Origin of the sequence: Marinobacter sp. bablab_jr008, assembly GCF_016464145.1 — a bacterium.
Classification (GTDB): Bacteria; Pseudomonadota; Gammaproteobacteria; order Pseudomonadales; family Oleiphilaceae; genus Marinobacter; species Marinobacter nauticus.
This window is the reverse complement of the sequence record NZ_JACDWW010000075.1, coordinates 49774-68181: the sequence shown is the minus strand read 5'-3', so window position 1 is coordinate 68181 and position 18408 is coordinate 49774. Positions and strand designations below refer to the sequence as shown.

20 protein-coding genes are annotated in these 18408 nt (G+C 50.8%); 9 read left to right on the top strand and 11 right to left on the bottom strand.

Annotated elements, in window-relative coordinates; translation table 11 throughout:
* The 4 genes from uvrC to JIF53_RS15430 form a co-directional block, all read right to left on the bottom strand.
* Complete coding sequence (gene uvrC, locus JIF53_RS15445) at positions 1-1860, bottom strand: excinuclease ABC subunit UvrC (RefSeq protein WP_011784700.1); 1860 nt, start codon at positions 1858-1860, stop codon at positions 1-3.
* Positions 1844-2503, bottom strand: coding sequence for a UvrY/SirA/GacA family response regulator transcription factor (gene uvrY / locus JIF53_RS15440; protein WP_011784699.1), 660 nt, complete (start codon positions 2501-2503; stop codon positions 1844-1846). The genes uvrC and uvrY overlap by 17 nt, the downstream gene beginning before the upstream one ends.
* Positions 2504-2605: 102 nt before the next feature.
* Positions 2606-2869 carry a hypothetical protein gene (locus JIF53_RS15435; protein WP_199453197.1) on the bottom strand — a complete coding sequence of 88 codons (264 nt, stop codon included), beginning with the start codon at positions 2867-2869 and terminating at the stop codon, positions 2606-2608.
* 74 nt (positions 2870-2943) lie between these two features.
* Positions 2944-4563, bottom strand: a complete 1620-nt coding sequence (locus tag JIF53_RS15430) for a methyl-accepting chemotaxis protein (RefSeq protein WP_153740144.1) — start codon at positions 4561-4563, stop codon at positions 2944-2946.
* A 156-nt stretch (positions 4564-4719) separates the two neighbouring features.
* Between JIF53_RS15430 and JIF53_RS15425 the strand changes: the two genes are divergently transcribed.
* Positions 4720-5424, top strand: coding sequence for an AzlC family ABC transporter permease (locus tag JIF53_RS15425; protein WP_023008252.1), 705 nt, complete (start codon positions 4720-4722; stop codon positions 5422-5424).
* Positions 5417-5749 carry a branched-chain amino acid transporter permease gene (locus JIF53_RS15420; RefSeq protein WP_183577982.1) on the top strand — a complete coding sequence of 111 codons (333 nt, stop codon included), beginning with the start codon at positions 5417-5419 and terminating at the stop codon, positions 5747-5749. Before JIF53_RS15425 ends, JIF53_RS15420 begins: the two co-directional genes overlap by 8 nt.
* Positions 5750-5761: 12 nt before the next feature.
* On the opposite strand, the gene JIF53_RS15415 is transcribed toward JIF53_RS15420, so the two are convergent.
* The gene (locus JIF53_RS15415; RefSeq protein ID WP_011784694.1) at positions 5762-6166 is read right to left on the bottom strand and encodes a DUF1330 domain-containing protein; all 405 of its coding nucleotides are present in this window, start codon (positions 6164-6166) and stop codon (positions 5762-5764) included.
* 225 nt (positions 6167-6391) lie between these two features.
* On the opposite strand from JIF53_RS15415, the gene JIF53_RS15410 reads away from it, so the two are divergent.
* The 6 genes from JIF53_RS15410 (at position 6392) to JIF53_RS15385 (ending at position 11458) form a co-directional block, all read left to right on the top strand.
* Positions 6392-7039 carry a c-type cytochrome gene (locus JIF53_RS15410; protein WP_153740145.1) on the top strand — a complete coding sequence of 216 codons (648 nt, stop codon included), beginning with the start codon at positions 6392-6394 and terminating at the stop codon, positions 7037-7039.
* Positions 7040-7052: 13 nt separating this feature from the next.
* Complete coding sequence (locus JIF53_RS15405; protein ID WP_199453195.1) at positions 7053-8066, top strand: c-type cytochrome; 1014 nt, start codon at positions 7053-7055, stop codon at positions 8064-8066.
* A 76-nt stretch (positions 8067-8142) separates the two neighbouring features.
* A complete protein-coding gene (locus JIF53_RS15400; RefSeq protein ID WP_153740147.1) occupies positions 8143-8421 on the top strand; it encodes an acylphosphatase in 279 nt (92 codons plus the stop codon).
* Positions 8418-9368: an AEC family transporter gene (locus JIF53_RS15395; RefSeq protein WP_199453193.1), complete on the top strand. Its 951-nt coding sequence runs from the start codon at positions 8418-8420 to the stop codon at positions 9366-9368. Before JIF53_RS15400 ends, JIF53_RS15395 begins: the two co-directional genes overlap by 4 nt.
* Before the next feature lie 487 nt (positions 9369-9855).
* The gene (locus JIF53_RS15390; RefSeq protein WP_199453191.1) at positions 9856-10653 is read left to right on the top strand and encodes an HNH endonuclease family protein; all 798 of its coding nucleotides are present in this window, start codon (positions 9856-9858) and stop codon (positions 10651-10653) included.
* A gap of 61 nt (positions 10654-10714) precedes the next feature.
* Positions 10715-11458 (top strand): metallophosphatase domain-containing protein, encoded by a 744-nt coding sequence (locus JIF53_RS15385; RefSeq protein WP_228285580.1) that lies wholly within the window; start codon positions 10715-10717, stop codon positions 11456-11458.
* A 1490-nt stretch (positions 11459-12948) separates the two neighbouring features.
* Here the strand turns inward: JIF53_RS15385 and JIF53_RS15380 are convergent.
* From JIF53_RS15380 to JIF53_RS15360, 5 genes are all read right to left on the bottom strand, one after another.
* On the bottom strand, positions 12949-13800 hold the full coding sequence (locus JIF53_RS15380) for a NotI family restriction endonuclease (protein ID WP_199453189.1): 852 nt from the start codon (positions 13798-13800) through the stop codon (positions 12949-12951).
* On the bottom strand, positions 13797-14894 hold the full coding sequence (locus JIF53_RS15375; RefSeq protein WP_199453187.1) for a DNA-methyltransferase: 1098 nt from the start codon (positions 14892-14894) through the stop codon (positions 13797-13799). The genes JIF53_RS15380 and JIF53_RS15375 overlap by 4 nt, the downstream gene beginning before the upstream one ends.
* 124 nt (positions 14895-15018) lie before the next feature.
* The gene (locus tag JIF53_RS15370; RefSeq protein ID WP_199453185.1) at positions 15019-15402 is read right to left on the bottom strand and encodes a DUF6173 family protein; all 384 of its coding nucleotides are present in this window, start codon (positions 15400-15402) and stop codon (positions 15019-15021) included.
* Between the two features lie 96 nt (positions 15403-15498).
* Positions 15499-15876, bottom strand: coding sequence for a FlgT C-terminal domain-containing protein (locus tag JIF53_RS15365; protein WP_199453183.1), 378 nt, complete (start codon positions 15874-15876; stop codon positions 15499-15501).
* A gap of 688 nt (positions 15877-16564) precedes the next feature.
* Entirely contained in the window at positions 16565-17320 is a 756-nt protein-coding gene (locus JIF53_RS15360) for a TIR domain-containing protein (RefSeq protein WP_199453181.1), read from the bottom strand.
* Between the two features lie 449 nt (positions 17321-17769).
* Here JIF53_RS15360 and JIF53_RS15355 point away from each other — a divergent pair, with 449 nt between their 5' ends.
* Positions 17770-17979 carry a site-specific integrase gene (locus JIF53_RS15355; protein WP_199453179.1) on the top strand — a complete coding sequence of 70 codons (210 nt, stop codon included), beginning with the start codon at positions 17770-17772 and terminating at the stop codon, positions 17977-17979.
* Between the two features lie 17 nt (positions 17980-17996).
* Here JIF53_RS15355 and JIF53_RS15350 read toward each other — a convergent pair whose 3' ends face one another.
* Positions 17997-18326: a mobilization protein gene (locus JIF53_RS15350; RefSeq protein ID WP_199453177.1), complete on the bottom strand. Its 330-nt coding sequence runs from the start codon at positions 18324-18326 to the stop codon at positions 17997-17999.
* Positions 18327-18408 lie beyond the last annotated feature (82 nt).

Genomic DNA, 18408 nt, shown 5'->3' with positions numbered 1-18408 from the left:
CTATTGGTCATGCAATGCTGCGTAAATGGTCTCTGCCAATGATTTGCTGATGCCCTGCACTTTGGCCATTTCATCAACACTGGCTTTTCTGAGTTCCTGGATGCCACCGAAATAGCGAATCAGTTCGCGCCGGCGCTTCGGCCCAACCCCTTCGATACCTTCCAGGGTCGACTGGCGCCGCTTTTTATCTCGCCCGGCCCGGTGTCCGGATATGGCAAAGCGATGGGATTCATCCCGAATATGCTGTATCAGGTGCAGCGCCGGAGAATCCGCCGGTACTCGGAATACGGCCCCAGTTAAGGCGTCAATCAGCTGCTCCATCCCTGCGCGCCGGGTCACACCCTTGGCGACACCAATCAGAGGGATATCGGAAATTCCAAGCTCTTCAAACACTTCACGAGCAACATTCAACTGGCCCTTACCACCGTCGATAAACACCAGATCTGGCCGCTTGCCCTCGCCGCTCACCATCCGCCGGTAACGCCGGGTGAGTACCTGTCGCATAGCGGCATAGTCATCGCCGGCGGTTATGTCCTGGATGTTATACAACCGGTAATCGCTTTTCAGTGGCCCATTCTCGTCGAAAACCACACAGGATGCGACGGTATTTTCCCCATGACTGTGGCTGATATCGAAGCATTCCATACGGGAAGGTGTTTCCGTCAGCTCCAGCAGGTCGCGCAGGGCCAGCAATCGACGATACACGGTTTCTTTGCTGGCGAGGTGTGTCAGCAGGGTTTGCCGGGCATTGGTCATCGCCAGCTCCAGCCAACGCCGGCGTTCGCCCCGCACATTGCCGCGAATGCGGGTTTCCCGTCGAGCGGCTTCCGACAGGGCCTGCGATAACAATTCCTGCCCGTCTACCGCCACCGGCACCAGGATGTCGCGCGGAATCTCCCGCCGGGTGTCGCCACCGAAATAGTACTGGCCCAGAAACGAGGCCAGCAATTCGCCTTCGGTCTGTTCCAGGGAATAGCGAGGAAAATAATCCTTGGTGCCCAGCACCCGCCCGCCACGAACAATAATCACAACGATGCAGACCACACCGGCATCCTGGGCAATGGCGATGACATCTGCATCCCCTCCCTCACCGTCTACGGATTGCTGTTCCTGAACATGGCGAAGATTGTTGATCTGATCTCTGTACGCCGCGGCTTTCTCAAACTCCAGCGCCCGTGATGCATCCTCCATGGACTGCATCAGGTCCTGAATAATCGCCGGGTTCTTGCCCTCCAGAAACATGCTGGCGTGCCGGATATCCTCTTGGTATTCCTCAGGGCTGATAAAGCCGACGCAAGGCGCCGTGCAGCGGTTGATCTGGTACTGCAGGCATGGCCGGGTTCTGTTTCTAAAATAGCTTTCACTACAGGATCTTATGCGGAAAACCTTTTGTAGAATATTAAGACTTTCCTTGACCGCTCCCGAGCTTGGAAAGGGCCCGAACCAGATGCCACCACCCTTTTTGGTGCGGCCCCGCCGAAAGGTCAGCGAGGGATAATCCGAATGCGAGGAGAGATAGATATAGGGATAGGACTTATCGTCCCTCAACAGAATATTGTAGGGCGGCCGCAGCGATTTGATCAGATTCTGTTCCAGCAGCAACGCTTCTGTTTCACTGCCGGTAATAGTGACTTCAATGGCCGCAATCTTGCCCACCAGGGCTTCGGTTTTAGGGGCCAGGCCTGATTTACGGAAATAACTGCTGACGCGCTTGCGAAGGTTGCGGGCTTTACCCACGTAGAGGATGCCACCGGTATCGTCATACATACGATAGACACCGGGGCGTTCTGTCAGTTGTTTCAGGAAATTCTGGCTGTCGAACTTCCCGGGAGATTGCTCGGGATCAGACCTTGTCGGCATCCAGCAATCCAAGCCTTACTGCCATCAGTGCCAGTTCCACATCACTGGAAATCTCCAGCTTTTCGAAAATCCGGTAACGGTAACTGTTTACGGTTTTCGGGCTCAGGCACAGCTTGTCGGAGATATCCTGAACCTTCTGGCAATCCACCACCATCATGGCAATCTGCATTTCGCGCTCAGACAGGCGCTCGAACAACGACAGCTCGCCGTCTTCATCCCGCTCACCCCCGAGCTGTTTCAGTGCCATTTTCTGGGCAATTTCGGGGCTGATGTAGCGCTGGCCGGAATGGGCTTTACGAATGGCCCGCACCATTTCCTGAATGTCAGCGCCTTTGGTGACATACGCGGTGGCGCCGCTCTGCATCACACGGGCCGGATAGGGGTCGTCAGCACAGGCGGTAACCACGATAACGCGAATGGAATCATCAATACGAAGAATGCGCCGGGTCGCCTCCAGGCCGCCAATACCGGGCATGCGAATATCCATCAGGACAATATCCGGACGGTTTTCACGCACACAGTCAATCGCCTCTTCGCCAGACGAAGCCTGGCCAATGACGTCTATATCGGGATTGTCAGCCAGCATGCGAGTGATACCCGAGCGTACGAGCTCGTGGTCATCAACAACCAATACCCTGATCAAAACTCACCTCGCCGTCAGGTATGAGGAAACAGGCCGATTGTAACGGTTAGCAGCGTCAGCCGGTAGGCGGCATGAAAAAAACTGCCAAAATGGGCACCTTGATCACAGACTATTGCCGGAAGGGGAGCCCAGGCCGGCGGTGTTCTCAACCGGATCGAACCAGACCACCAGTTCTCCCCTACGCACAGCTTCAAGTACGTGCTCCCGCTCTGCCAGAGGACTTTCGGTGTCATTCAACCCGTGATAACGGGTGCAGTATTCCTCGGCCAGGCCCTCGAGCTGATCAGCCGTAAGCAAACCCGTGTCTACTACAAATTTTTCTTCTCGCGGGTCCGGATCGGAAGGCTGCAATGCATCGTTACTCATAGAACCTCCAGTCAGTCGCTGTATGTTACGGTTTTATGAGCCAGACAAGAACCCCCGCAGATGAAGACACATCATCACGTTTCTGGAGAGCGGGTGCGGAAACGGGCAATGAGCTGCTTCATGCCCACCGATTCCTGCCTAAGCGCTTCACTGACAAGGCGGGTATCCTCCACATTCAGAGTCAGGGTCTCAGCACTCTCACCGAGAGCCTCCGCACGACGCCCCACTCTCGCGATTTCACCCCGCTGCAAGGCAACCGCACCCTGCACACTCTCACTCTGACGCTGCAGCTCATGAAACTGAGCCGCCAGACCTTCCAGGTGCGCTCTCAGGGCATGCAGATTAGCGCGATTCATTTCGCCAGCGCCCGCCATATCTTCCAACAGTGAGTCTGCATTGTTTGCACCCACGACAAGATCCTGCACCCACTGGCGAATATTGGCGGTGGATTCCGAGGTCCGACGCGAAAGCGTGCGTACCTCGTCTGCCACCACGGCAAATCCCCGGCCGTGTTCGCCCGCCCTGGCTGCTTCAATCGCCGCATTCAGGGCCAGAAGGTTGGTCTGCTCGGCAATATCGGCGATCACGCCGGTGACTTGCTCGATTTTTCCGGTTGCGTCTATCAACGCGGTGATCGACTCAGAAACCCGTCCAATCACCTCAACCGTGTGGTCAGCGCCTTTCTCACTGTTAGCCAGCCCCTCACGGACTTCGCTGTTGGCATTGACTGCATGCATCACCGTTGCTGCAGAGTGCTCGGTGGCCTGTTCGATCTGTGACGCCTGATCCGCGATGGAAGCCATAGACTGAGCCACATCGGAAATCTGGCGACGAGTGCTTTCGGAGGTTTGCTGAAGTGCTTCCGCTCCGTTATCCAGGCTGGCAGAGCGTGCATCAAGGCCTGAAGCCGCTGACCGAACATCCTCAACAAACACCTCAAAGCGCCGGACCAGTTGTTCAATAGCTCCGGCCACGCCGGCAACCTCGTCACGACCTTTTACCGCGAGGATCTTGGTTAGATCAGCGTTCTGCTCCATGGCCGACACATCCCGGGCCATGGCCTGCAAGCGAAGGATCACCGAAGTCCGTAGCCAGAGCGTCATCGCCACGACCAACGCAAGAAAGACCAGGGCGCCACCAAGCAGGAACCTCTGCTGGTCTGCCAGATAATGCAACAGTTCCGATGCGCTCGCAGTAACGCCATCGCGACTGGCTCTCTGGCGCTCAGTTATCGCCGTCAGCATGGGCTCCAACGCCTGGAACAGTTGAAAATCGACGATTTTTCCCACTTCATAGTAGCTGCGCTGGCCTATTCCCTGTTTCATGTCCGCCATCAGCGCCACGACCCGGTCATATTGCTCGCGATTGTCCCGTGACCAGGTGCCTAACCCGGGATTCTGCTGAATCCTCTGCCAGTGCCGGGGAATTGAGCGCTCCAACTCGGTGAACAAAGGATCGATTTCGTCCCACAGTAAAAGCTGTGCCTTGATCTTGTAAGCCAGATCCTGCAGCAGTCGATGGTCCTGCTCCAGATCAACCAGCATCCAGGATTGCTCGAGACTCTCTCCAACCAGTGCCTGCGAGGTATGCTCGGCTTTCGCTATGATCATCCAGGCAATGAACGTGAGGCCGGCAACAGCAGCCACCGACAGCAACGCAAACGCCAGGATTCTGGCGCGAACAGTGGTCAGCATAAAAACTCCGATCAGGTGTACCCGGTCGGAGGGTATGCCCGTTTTATGACACTTTTATGTATTTGCTTGCGTCATTTTTTCGATACTACGTTTGGCGATCTTCAAAAATAACTGCTAAATCTCTATCATCGCTCTTTTATTTCCGTTCGGATGCTAATGAATCACCACGCTTTCAAGCTCACCCTGCCGATTTTATTTGGCTACATCCCCCTTGGTATGGCCTTTGGTGTGTTGTTTACCACGCAACTGGATTATCCCTGGTGGATTGCTCCCTTGATGGGCCTTGTTATCTACGCCGGTGCCGGCCAGATTCTGGCGGTCAGCCTGCTGGCTGCCAACGCCGGACTGGTTGAGGTGGCCGTTGCCATGTTCGTACTGAACGCTCGACATCTCTTCTATGGGTTGTCGCTGCTGGGGCAATTCCGTGGCGCCGGCTGGCGTAAGGCCTATCTGATTTTCGGTTTGACCGATGAAACCTATTCCCTGCTCACCAGCCGCCCCCGTTCGGCCAATCGCGAACAGGAACAGCATGTGGACTTCCGGATCACGGCCATGAACCAGGGCTACTGGATTGTCGGATGCACCTTGGGTGCGGTACTCGGCAAGACTGTCGCCTTCAACAGTACCGGCATTGAGTTTGCACTCGTGGCGCTGTTTATTGTGCTCACAATCGAACAATTGAAAGCATTGGGGGATTCGTTTCCGGTGTGGGCGGGGGCGGCGGCAGCTGCGTTTGCCATGATGCTGGTGCCGGCAACCCATCAACTGATAGCAGGCATTGTACTGGTTACTGCAGTGCTTCTTCTGCACTACCGGAAGTATCGAACCGACACCATGGCAGGAGACGCAAATCGTGGATGAAAGTAGCTACCTGGCGGCGTTTATTGCCATCTCCGCCCTGGCCACATTTGCGACCCGGGTGGTGCCTTTCCTGTTCTTTGAAAAGCACACGGAACACCCTCTGGTCAAACACATCGGGCGCTTCCTGCCCGCAGCCGTGATGGCATTACTGGCCACAGTATTTTTGCAGAGGTCTGCGGACTGGCAGGCACAGGCACCTGGCGCAGATGCGCTGATACCCGCATTACTGGTGGTTGCCGTTCACCTGTGGCGCAGAAACGCGCTGCTTTCTATCGCGGCCGGCACTGCAGCCTACATGGCCATTCAGCAATCAGGCATTCTGTAAGGCACCCGAAAATCAGGGGGTGCCCTCAACATTGGCCACCAGCCGGGAATCTTCCAGCGCGGCCGTGCGGTGCTTCACCACGCCCTTGTATTCCGGGCTTTCAATCATCGCCAGAAACGCGTTAATGGAGGGGTAGCGGACCAGCAGCACCTGATCCCAGGATTCATCCGGCGGCGCAATCAGCGAACCGACGGAACGGCCAGACCAGATCACCTCGGCACCAACTTCCGAGACACTGCGGGCAGCCTCTGTCATATAACGCTTGTAAGCATCCCTTCCGGAACAGTCTTCGCTGTCATCCTTGTATGCAGCCTTGTCCCTGAACCGAAGCAGATTCAGCATCACAACAGGCTGATCTTTGGGGATTTCATCAAGAATCTTCTGTAACTCTTCCTGAGATGGATTGACGGTCGCCATAGTTGTCCCTGTTCATTCGTTTGCAGGATGGCTCTTTGATGCCATTCTTTGAATAGGACAGTAAACGAAAATCCCGAAATGTGCATCTCCATCTTCGCCTTTCGGAGGGGTTCCCTTGCATTATTGACCTTCGTCAAGCAAGAATTGAGGCCACACTACAGCTATAAGCACATAACCATCAGTGCTAAAGCGTACTTATTCAGAACAAGAGAGAGACAATCGACCGTGAGCAAACTCCCAGTGATACTGGCCGCAATCGGGCTGGCCACCACGGCAGGTATTGCATCTGCTGCGGTATCTGGCGACCCACAAAACGGCAAGGAGGTCGCCAACCTCTGCGTAGCGTGCCACCAGGCCGATGGCAGCGGCAAACACATCGAAGGTGGAGAATCCTGGCCCAGGCTGGCCGGGCTGAATGCCACCTATTTGGCCAAACAGTTGCATGACATCAAAGATGGCTCCCGGACCAGCCCCACCATGATGCCTTTCGTCAACATGCTGGACGATCAAAAGATTGCCGACGTTGCGGCCTACTACAGCCAGCTTGAACCCACCGCTGGTGAAGGCGGCCAAAAAGCCGACGAAGCACTTCTGACCAGGGGCGAACAATTGGCTCAGCGTGGCGACTGGTCCCAATACGTTGTTTCCTGCAAAAGCTGCCACGGCCCCGGGAACCAGGGTGCTGGCGACGTATTTCCCGGCATTGCAGGCCAGCACGCGGGTTACATCGAGGCACAACTGAAAGCCTGGAAGGAAGGTACCCGCAAGAACGATCCCCAGGATCTTATGGGCTCCATTGCACGCCGCATGAGCGATACCGACATTCACGCGGTCGCCGTCTGGCTTGCCAACCAGAACACCGCCAGCAACTAAGGGGACAAAGATCATGATGCGCACACTGCTAACCGTCACCCTGTCCGGCTGCGTAATGCTCCCGGTGACTGTGGCGGCCAATGACGACAAAACCCAGGCCTACATCGACCAACTCACCTCGATGGGTTTCCCTGCCCCGAAAGACAACCAGCTGGTACATATTCCACCGACCATGGCGGATCTGGAAGAAGCCGACATCCATCCGGAACTGAAAAAGGTTATCCGCAGGGGCTACGACCTGTTCACCAACACCCAGCAACTGCGTGGCAAGAACGTGTTCAACAATATGAACTGTTCAAGCTGCCACCTGGGTGAAGGCCGGATGCCTTTCAGTGCGCCCATCTGGCCGGCTGCCGTTACCCTGCCCGGCTATCGCGGCAAAAATGGCCATGTAAACAACCTGGAAGAACGGATTGCCGGTTGCTTCACCTATTCCATGAACGGCAAGCCCCTTGAATACGGCAGTGACAACATGCTGGCACTGTCGGCCTACCATCAGTGGTTGGCGACAGGCGTGGAGATGTACCCCAAACAGCCGATCTATGGCCGGGGCTTCCCGGCTCCGGAGCGGCCAGCCGAACTGAGCTACGTCAACGGTGAAAAGCTGTACCAGGAAAACTGCGCGGTGTGCCACGCTGAAGATGGGACAGGCCTGCGTATCGACGGCCACACCGTATTCCCGGCCCCCTGGGGCGATATGTCCAACAACTGGGGGGCTGGTATTGTGCGCCTGCATACCGCAGCTGGCTTTATCAAGAACAACATGCCATTGGGGCAGCCCAACTCCCTGACTGATCAGGAAGCCTGGGATATCGCCTTCTACATGGACAGCCAGGAGCGACCACAAGATCCGCGCTACACGGGCGATGTGAAGGAAGCCGCTGAAAAATTCGGGCCTACTTTCCACAAACATTCCATGTATGGTCAGGTTCGGGAATCCGATGGCAAGTTACTGGGTGACCACGACAACACCGGAGACAAGCCTTTCCTTAAACCAGACACCGTACGGTCGAGAACATTTGACTGACAGACGTTATAATTCGGTGTCACAGGCCTCCCTTGCGGAGGCCTTTTTGCTTGCAATCAACGCAAGGAGGAACACGATGACCATCAATCGCTGGCACTTGCTGGTAAGCGGCAAAGTACAAGGTGTTTACTACCGGGCATCCACCGAACAGAAAGCCCTGGAACTGGGCCTGACAGGCTGGGTACGAAATTTACCGGACGGCAGGGTCGAAATCATGGCCGAGGGCGATCTACTTCAGCTCAAGGCACTGCATGAATGGTGTCACGAAGGCCCGGAACGCGCTGTGGTCGATGAGGTTGCAACCCAGGAACTGCCCGCCACTCAGGAATTCGCTGACTTCAGGACCACACATTGAGCAGTCTTCTTGATACCTTTCTGTACACGCTGGAGACTACGCTGCCGGTATTCGCCATGGTTTTTATCGGCATCGGTCTTCGGCGCATTGGCTGGATTGACCAGGGCTTCATCGCCACCGCCTCTGCTCTGGTTTTCAAGGCCACGCTCCCCACCCTGGTTTTCCTGAGCATTATCAGAGCCGACCTGGATACCACCCTCAGCATCAGCATGCTGATCTTTTACTTCCTGGCGACCCTGGCCAGTTTTGCCCTTGTCTGGTTCTGGGCAACAAAGCGGGTCCGGCAAGAGGATCGCGGGGTTTATGTCCAGGGCGCGTTTCGGGGCAATTGTGGCATCGTTGGTCTGGCGTTGGCAGCCAACCTTTACGGCGACTATGGGCTCTCGGCCGGGGGCCTGCTCCTGGCTCTGGTGATTGTGGTCTACAACTCGTTATCGGTGATCGTGTTGCTGGCGTATCAGCCCGGTAAAACCATGAGCCTGACCAACACCCTGCGAGACATTGCCAGAAACCCACTGATCATCGGCGTAGTGCTGGCTATTCCTTTTGCAGCCCTTGAAATCAGGCTTCCCGGATGGGTAATGACCAGCGGCGACTACTTTGCTTCGCTAACGCTGCCCCTCGCCCTGCTCTGTATCGGCGCAACGGTCTCACTGAAATCCATCCGCAGTGACAGCGGCCCGGCCGTGGGATCATCCATCTGGAAGATGGTGTCTTTGCCGGCCCTGTGCACACTTGTAGCCTGGCTGGCCGGCTTTGAAGGGCGCGAACTCGGGCTCATGTTCCTGTTCTTCGCCAGCCCAACGGCAGCGGCCAGTTTCGTGATGGTGAAGGCTCTGGGCGGCAACGATCGCATGGCAGCAAACATTATCGCGCTGACGACCTTGCTGGCGAGTGTGACGGTAACTACCGGGGTGTTTATCCTGCAGTCGATAGGAGTTGCCTAAGAATAGGAGGGATTATTCGGGCCTGCGGCCCTCACCCCTTCGGGGCCGTCGTCGCTTTGCTCCGACGTTCCTGCGGCTGCTGCGCAGCCTTCGGTCGAACCCGCGAGGGTGCTTCTACCCACCCAATCGGCCAATAAAAAACCCCAGCATTTCTGCTGGGGTTTTGTATTGGCGGAGAGGGAGGGATTCGAACCCTCGATACTCTCCCTCAGAAAAATTCACTTAAGCGCCTGTTTTATATAGCCTTTTTCGCACATATTTTCGGAAAATAAATTTAGTAAAAAAACACGCTTGTACAGTGCAATATATACACCTTCTGGTTTCTTCTCAAGTATTTTTAGTGCCCATAAGAATGGGGAAACACTACCTCACTGGTGGTGGCAACTCTCAACTGTAGGTAGACTTCACCACGCCCGAACACTGCAAGACTCTACCTTTCAGTGTTTTGATCTTTGCTTTAGGCCATCCAATTCTGAATTAAGCCGTTATGTCGCGAAAACCCGCAGTGTTTGTCGAACCACGCCGTTATCGTAAAGAGAAAGTAAACGCTATTCACCGAGCTACCAAGGCTCTTGCCTTGTCAGCTCTTGTAATAGCTGTCTCGCTGAGTTTCTCCACTCTTGCATCACCAGTGAAGATGTCAAAAAGCGGTCTTTGTCATCCTCCCGAAAGCAATTGGTACGACAGAACAAAAAACTACCAAGCATATGACTCACTGGAGAGCTGTTTAGATGCCGGAGGCGAATTACCCCAAGGAATCTCTTTTGCCGCTTTAGATGCTCAACAGGAGCGATCAAGTGGGCCCCAGGATTACGATCGCTCAAAGTTTGGCCATGGTTGGAGCGACTCTGATGGAGATTGCCAAGACAGCCGCGCTGAAGCATTAATCGCTACATCTACCACCCCAGTAGAATTTGCTTCGAATAAACGCTGTCGAGTAGTGAGGGGCCGCTGGATAAGCCCTTTTACGAATCAAGTTATACAAAATGCCTCTGACATAGACATAGACCACGTCGTGCCGTTAGCGTGGGCGTGGCATCGGGGGGCCTATCAATGGACCAGGCGTGACCGGGAACAGTTCGCGAACGACGGCATTAATCTATGGCCAGTGGAGGCCTCGTTGAATCGCAGCAAAGGCGCCCAAGGACCGGATCAATGGCTTCCTCCATCCGGTCAATGCGGGTATGTTGCTCGATTTGCACGAATAACAATGAAATATAAGCTTCAGTATCGAGAAGCCGAGGCAACATGGATAGAAGAGTTTATTGAAAACTGTCGGAACTAAAGAGTGTCTGCTCTCGGCGGGACCATCGCAAAGAATTTGTACCCTTGAACATGGTTCCGAATTGGACATCCTGCATGCCAGTATGAGTTGCGTAGCAAATAGCAAGAATATGGGCCAGAATGTTGTCGTTCTCTCCCCTTCTGCTCAAAAAGCGTCGCAAAAAATGAGACTTGTATGTATATCCGATACACATAGCCGTCACGACAAAATGCCTCCGCTCCCGGATGGAGATGTCCTTGTACATGCTGGAGATTGCACCGGTTCCGGTACATTGGCGCAGCTTGAAAACTTTGCAGATTGGTACGGCCGACAGCCACACAAGAAAAAAGTATTAATCGCAGGTAATCACGACTATTGCTTTGAGCGTGATCTAGCGCAGTCTCGACAAATCTGTGAAAGTCACGGCATCACATATCTCGTCGGTGAGACAGCTATTATCGATGGAATTCGATTTTATGGATTCCCTTGGCAACCAATATTTCGAAGCATGGCGTTTAACGCAGACGAGTCCAAACGTCGCGATCTCGTCGCTGCAATACCTGATGATATAGAAGTCCTGGTGACACACAGCCCAGCTTTTCTAATATTTGACTGGGTACCGTTTACTGGTGAACATGCTGGCTGTCACGCACTCGCTCAAAGAATTGATCAGTTACCGAAATTAAAAGCTCATATCTGCGGTCATATACACGAAGGTTACGGCTTCGGAATTCGAGAATTTGACTCGATTAAATTTGCGAACGCAAGCATCTGCACTGAAAGATATGAACCTAGCAATAAGCCCATAATTATCGATATTGACTAAATCCTAAATTACAACTAAAAAGGAAGGCTTAGGCTTTTGGTCCAAACACCACTTTTTAGTCAAAAAGATACCTATATATGACAGCTATTCAGTATAACTCCCGGTATCTAATGTATCCACAATATTGAAGGTGCCCTCAAGGATGCCCCTCTCTTCCAGAAAAAAGTCGCTGTTCAACTCTGCAAATCAGCTAATAGATGAGGCTCTAGCTTGGACCCACTCCCTGCCGGTTGGAGAACAATTCCAAAAATGCAATCAGGCTGCCCGACTTCAACTACGCTGCACACTTGACACCTTTGAGTTCACTGAGCCTTATCTTATTCTTATCTCACAATCGATAACGCTTCATGAGTCCATTCGTGGAAAAGGCATTTGCCGACGATTTTTTTCAGAATTAGAGAAAGGCCAAAGCTCTGTCGGCATTGTTATTCACCAAGCCGTCCAGAACCCGCATTTAAGATCTAGGCACTATAGAAATGGTTTTATATGCTTTGGCGACGACTGGCAGTTCTACAAGCGTATCGGCCCACCTCTCAAAAAAGACCATCCACTTTATAAGTACTTTATCGCTGAACGGGAATATATAGAAGCTCGAAAAAATGTTTCAAACCATAGAAACATAGGTTTAGGATGCAGAAGAAAGCAGCTAGTAAATCTAAGCCTCGACCAATCGAGTTCGTAACCTCTGAAACAATCAGCTCAACTCCTAAAACCAGGAGGGGGATCAATCCAGACTTTGGGACTTTAGTGCAGTAAATTCTAAAATTTCAAAAAAAAATTTTCGCCCCTCTTTTTGTATTCAAAAAACTGGTGCGCTGTCGCGCGGTACGATGTCAGAGGTGGCAGGGAGTAAAGAGTAATTCTTAAACATTTTTTTAACTCTGAAAGAGTTTTAAAAATTAAGATTACTCGTTAACTAATGAAATTAGTTTAGCATAAATAAAGAAAAAAATCAATATATACAGCAAGTTGAAGACTTTAAACCACTCGGTTTATTGATCAACTGAGAAACCGTACTAAAAGGTAGGCTTTTTAATCCAGCACCCTTCAATTATTTCTTTTACTCAATAAACTTTTACATTTTTTTACATTTAAATCTTAGAATATTTGTATTCAAAATCGCATCGCACCCTTTTAATCGATTCGGAACTAGGTAGAACTAATAGAAAGTATGAAAAACTCCGATTGAAAAAATTAAAATTTTTCTCTCTTTTTTCTTGCCATACTGTAAACTTCCCCGTTTTAGTTGCACCGCTGATTAGAGTTTTCCGCCCACTGGTGTTTCGCAATATTCCCATGGTGTCTGGTCTTCCAGCGAAGTGGAGCGGACTCCAACGGGCTCACGCGGCCCAGGATCATGGTCTTCGGTCGTTTCTGAGTGTCCGCTTTGTTTAGTCCCAAGAGGGATCGCTCCGGTAGCAAAGCGGACATTAAGATTCGAGGATAACGCCCGACAACAGCCGATTGTTATTCCAATCCTCTTGACTACGCTACACGGGTGCAAATAGTGTTCGATGTGAAATTTTCGACTCAAGCGCATTCAGGATTTGCTGTAGTTCAACTTTTGCTTCGGCCTGCAACCCCAAGCATTGGCCAATCCCATCTGCATCTGTACTCAGCCGCCTTTCCATTGATATTGCATATTCTAATGATTTTTGCTCAGAAATGCTGTACGCATGAAAATGCATAGAGTCGCCAATCTTTGCTGGGTTGCTTAAGTGAGCAAAGTTGAACTCTTTTTTCATATAATCCAATAACTTATCTTGGACGATCAAAACAAGTTTTTTGTTCACATGCTCGAATGTGTGAATTTTATGGTGCATCTGAACCAAAATAGTCTTTGCCGTCATTTTCCAGTTCATGCCAAAAGACTTTTTGGAATCCTCACCATTTCCTTCTTGGTCTATATCCAACTCTTTTAGAAGACGCTGCCGTTCAGGCCAAACTGTGCCAGTTGTATCAAGTGTTTGTAGTTCAATTCCGACGAAATCCTTCACCTTTCCATTTTTTGCAGAAACCAAGAAGTAATCAACGCTACCGCCTGGAATCGATACTTCCGGAACAATATGCAACTCATTTCCCGGCTCATGCGTGGTCAATAAGTGAAGGCAATCAGTAAATATCTTACGCTTATCAATTAACCGCGTAGGGCAAATAATTATTGGATTCTCTTCTTTGCCATACAAGACAGTACATGTTCCAATCGAAATTTCCGGATTACTTTTTCTGACCTTGTAACAGGTCTTACCTAAAAATGGGCATTGTTGCTCATCCACAATAGTCTGCCAGTTTTCGTTGGCGACTTTAGTAGATTGGCCAAATAGTTCCAAAACCTTACTCATAAAAGCGACCAACTCCGTTCTTCGGACATATCAAGATATTGTTTGGATATATCAATACCAATGGATTTTCTATTTAACTGTTTCGCGACCAAAAGAGTCGTTCCGGTACCACAAAAGGGGTCTAACACAATCCCATCAACTGGGCATGTAGCTAAAATGGGAATCCTACACAAATCCTCTGGGTATGGCGCAAAATGAGCATCTCGTTTTTGCGTATCTTCTGGAATAATGTCCCATACATCTGTTGGTTTACTTCCCTTTGGATGATATTTAAGGAAATAAAAACCCTTGTCTCGAAGCTCTTTTGCACGGCCAGAAACCTTCTCTTTGTCCGAGTGCGTAGATCGTTGTTGTCCCCGAATAACCATTCTAAAGTCTGACAGTCTGCCTTCTGCAACATCAGATAAGATGTTATCTAGAGCTTCACGAGCCGATAACTTTTCTTCATCGTTTAATGCTGTTGATAATTCTATCTGACGCTTATAACGGACTCCTGAAACACCGGTTGCGGAAACTACTGCCCCATTTACAACCTTTGTTTGGCGAGGTTTAGATCTTATTGAGTCGGCATCATAGTAATACTTATTTTTTTTAACAAAATGAAACACATTCTCATGAACATTACCAAGCCGATCTTTAGTGTTATCCATACCGCTCTTAACTTTGTTCCATATGACGCTATTCCTAAGAATCCACCCTTGATTATCGGTTAGTTCAAATGCCACACGCCAAGGAATCCCAAGTAACTTCTTCGCTTTGTATGAGTCCCCTATGTTGAGCCAGAACGACCCATCATCTTTTAGAACACGCTTCAGCTCTAGAAAAATAGCGCATAAATCCTTAACGAAGTCCCGATAATCCGGCTCTAAGCCAATCCCACCGTTGTCGTACTCTCTTTTACCCCAATATGGGGGTGAGGTTATTACACAATCTATTGATGCATCTGGGAGTTCTTTAAGAACACCTAGTGCATCGCCAAGCATCAGCAATGGCGATGTCGTTGAACTGATTTTGTACTCTTCAAGTCTCTCTGAGAAGTTATTTTCGATAATTTCTCGTTCACTAAGAAAAGTTGATTCTTTTGCTTTCTGCATAACTCTCTCTGTTAGAACCATTTAGGCCGAAATCTACTCTGTGCCTCAAAGGGCATAACGCTCGCCATCACCGGTGGCAAAACCGCCGCGAAGCAGAGGTTCTGGCATCCAGTGCATGGCCTGGTTATTTCTTGCTTGCGTCATACTCTTCCCAGCTGGCAAAACCAATAGGTCGCTTAGGCTGATCCTGATTTTCGCGCTGTAAGGCAACCAGAAGAACACTAATTTGTGAAACATGTTGAATTAGCTCAACGGGGTCGCCGTTCTCGTTTGTTCCGTGAAACGAAATGAGCGAAGGGTTCCAGTAGCCAATGTCCTCAACATGGAATGTTACAGATTGCCCAAAACTTACTAGCCTTGCTCCCACTTCATGCTCATCATCAAGTGACCGATGAAAATCGTTGATCCATGAGATCAGGCGGCGGTGAAACTCATCCGCTGAGTTTGGATCTACTGGTGGCCGCCAGTCCGGCGGCAGAATGCTCGGAAACAGATCATCGTTCGCCATTAGATCTCCTTAGGACATAACGCGAAGCCTTGAGGCAATTTTGGAGCCGCAGAACGGCGGAAAAATTGTCCGGCAACAGCGGCGTGTTCAAATCTTTTAAAGGCGCCGAGCAATATCGCCTATCTCTGGGTCAATGAATGCTTTTGGCTCGTGAGTGACCTCCGCTCCTTGCGTTAGAGCAAATAACGTAGATGGCTTCCGCCTGATTTCATGGGTTTCCGTTGTTTGGAGTGTCGACATTTTTTCTTGCACGTGAGTAACCTCGCCTCTCCCTTTGACGACCTCCACCTGACCCAGGCTTTCATTGGTTTCAGGATCAAATATCTCATCACCGATTGCCAAGATCAGGAAGCGCTGCCCTACACGGACACCGTGCTCGCGGCCTTTGTTGATAACGATCCGATGGTCATCAATGATTTGAGCGATTCGACCCTCAAAAACAACATCATCGGCTTCGGTTTGCTTAGTCGACATCTGCATTATCCTCTAGAAACCGGGACCGTATCTCTGGCACGACACTCATGCTTGCCCATCGAGACTGGTCTGACAAATAATCTTTAAGATTTTCGTTAGTTAACGACCTCAGCACCACACATTGGGGGAACTTTTTAGTTGTAAACGTTTCGACCCTTAATAAGGCCAAGGGTGTCTGGACGTCATCAGTTGTTTGGAGAAGTACCAGTATTTGTTCCGCATGAATCCAGTTTGAACGGTCTAGTATCAGGACCATCGACCCGAGGTAATGATGTTTGCCATCCGCAATCTTTCGAACCGTCACCGGCGCTCTGACTTGAGCATAAATCTGATGGCACCTGTATAGGAGCATAACCGCTGCCAATACAGACGCTAGAGCTACAACGACAAGGACTCGTTCACGATCACTGATACCTGAAGGAAGCCCAAGCCAGCTAGCTATTGACGCCAAGCCAGTTATCACAAGCCAGACCCAACCTAGGACTCCCCAAACCACTTCTCGAATGAAATTCATCGATTTCCTTTCTCAGGCTTCGATAGAAGGAGACTTTGCACGCCAGCCATAAACGGCGCCCTGACAAAGGCGTCCGGTGGAGGCCACAGGCCGGAACGAATTTGATGGCATTGTTAGCCCCCGGCCTTCCAAAAACAATCCTTCTGCCGAATCAGTTTCGCTTCTTTGGATTGGTCACACGGCCTCATCGACAATTACTGCCGCTGCGATTTTCTTGGCAATATCCTCGACCGAATCCTGCTCGGTCGTGAAACCAGCAAGGTCAGGTAGAATACCACTGTATTTTCTTACATCCTCGAATGTCACGTTGTGAAGAACCGGAATCAGGACATTCTTCCCCAACAAAGCACCGAGCTCTCTTTCTGTCCAGAATCGGCCCGTGAGATAGGCCGGCGTAAGAAGGGCAATGCCCGAGCGAGCCTTCCGAAGGCCAGCATCCATCTGCAACGACTGACTGCGGCCAGGTATAATGGCTACTTCGTCAAACCAAACTGCAACACCTAACTCTTCGAGAGCTTCACGAAGGGCGGATGCAACATCCCCTCCATCGATGCGAGCGTAACTGAGGAAGGTGTCATATTCTCGTGGATCGAGCTGACCTACTGCCGTATGCACACGGTCGGCTAATTGCTGTTCAGGCTCGGTGTATCGAACACCGCTTGAGCCAGATCGAAGCTGACGATTGAGCTCTGCAATGGCCTGCCTATTATGTGTATTCCGCTTCCTAACCTCCGAATTATAGTCAGATATTACTTTCCTGTTATGAGAGTCGACACGGCGATTATAAGCGTCAACTTTCCTTTTATTCTCGCGGTTCACCTTGTCCACCTCGCGTTGCAACTTCTGCTCTGCTTGCCGCATCTGTTGCTTTAGCTTTTGCTCCGCTTGGCGCATCTTTTGTTTGATTTGGTTAGAATTGAATCGTGCCATGATTTCTTCCCTTTCAACCGGTATTCACTTGCCTGTCGACCTCACAAATGCCTAACTTTTTCTGTTCGAGCGACAGGATAAAATCCCGGCAATCTCGAATGGCTAACAGCTTATTAGTTTGAATTCTCATTAAACAGCAACGCCACCACCCCATCCAAAATTGTGTCACAGCCCGAATAACCTCTACTTTTCATGCCCTTACCCTCTGATTCCTACCCGCTTTTCCTGTACTGCTTCTGTGAAAGGTTTGTAGGCAGGTTATTGTTGCACGTTTCTGCAAGCTAAATCCAAAAGGCCAAAATTTTTCGTTTCTAAATCAATGGGCTACTAGGGTGCTCTCTGAAAAGAGCTCAGCGCCATGCAAATTGAACCGCAGAATTTTTGGCATTTTCGAGGCTTTTTCATTATAGCTGTACGAGTATACAGCTTTTAGGCACCGAGGGGTGACTGTGTCAAAATCACCGGTTCTGCAATCGGTTCGTACAGAAATCAGGTCGAAGCAGTGTAGCTATCGAACCGAGAAAACCGATCTCTACTGGGTCCGCCAGTTCATTCTGTTCAATGAAAAGAAGCACCCCGAGGTGATGGGCAATCACGAAATTGAGCGTTTCCTGGATCATCCCGCCGTAAATCGAGGTAGCAAGGCCAGGAACCGGTGAACCTATGAGTTTTACGCTTACCCTACGTTCCTATCAAGTATCGGTGCTAGACCAAATAGCTTGCGATCTTCGTTCCTAGTCAGGAACCGATCCATCTCTTTTTTAAGCCGGTGTTTTTCCCGCTTTTTTTCCTCCTCATCGCTCACTTTATTTAACTGGTCTAAACGCAGTGCCCCGATAAGTATCTTCCTTCGGGTGTCTTCTTTTCGCTTCTGATTCAAAATTTTCGCCTGCTCACGCCGCTTTGCTCTGACGATCGCTTCCTTCTCAGCTTTAAGTTTTGCCTCAATCTCCGCCCGCTTTTTGTCTAACTCAGCAATTCTCTGTTCCGGCGTCTTTTTAGTCATAGCCTATTGCTCCTTGATATTTGATTGTTTTTGTTATTCTAACAAAGAAGCGGGAATCTCAGATTGAGCCCAACGTTCCCGC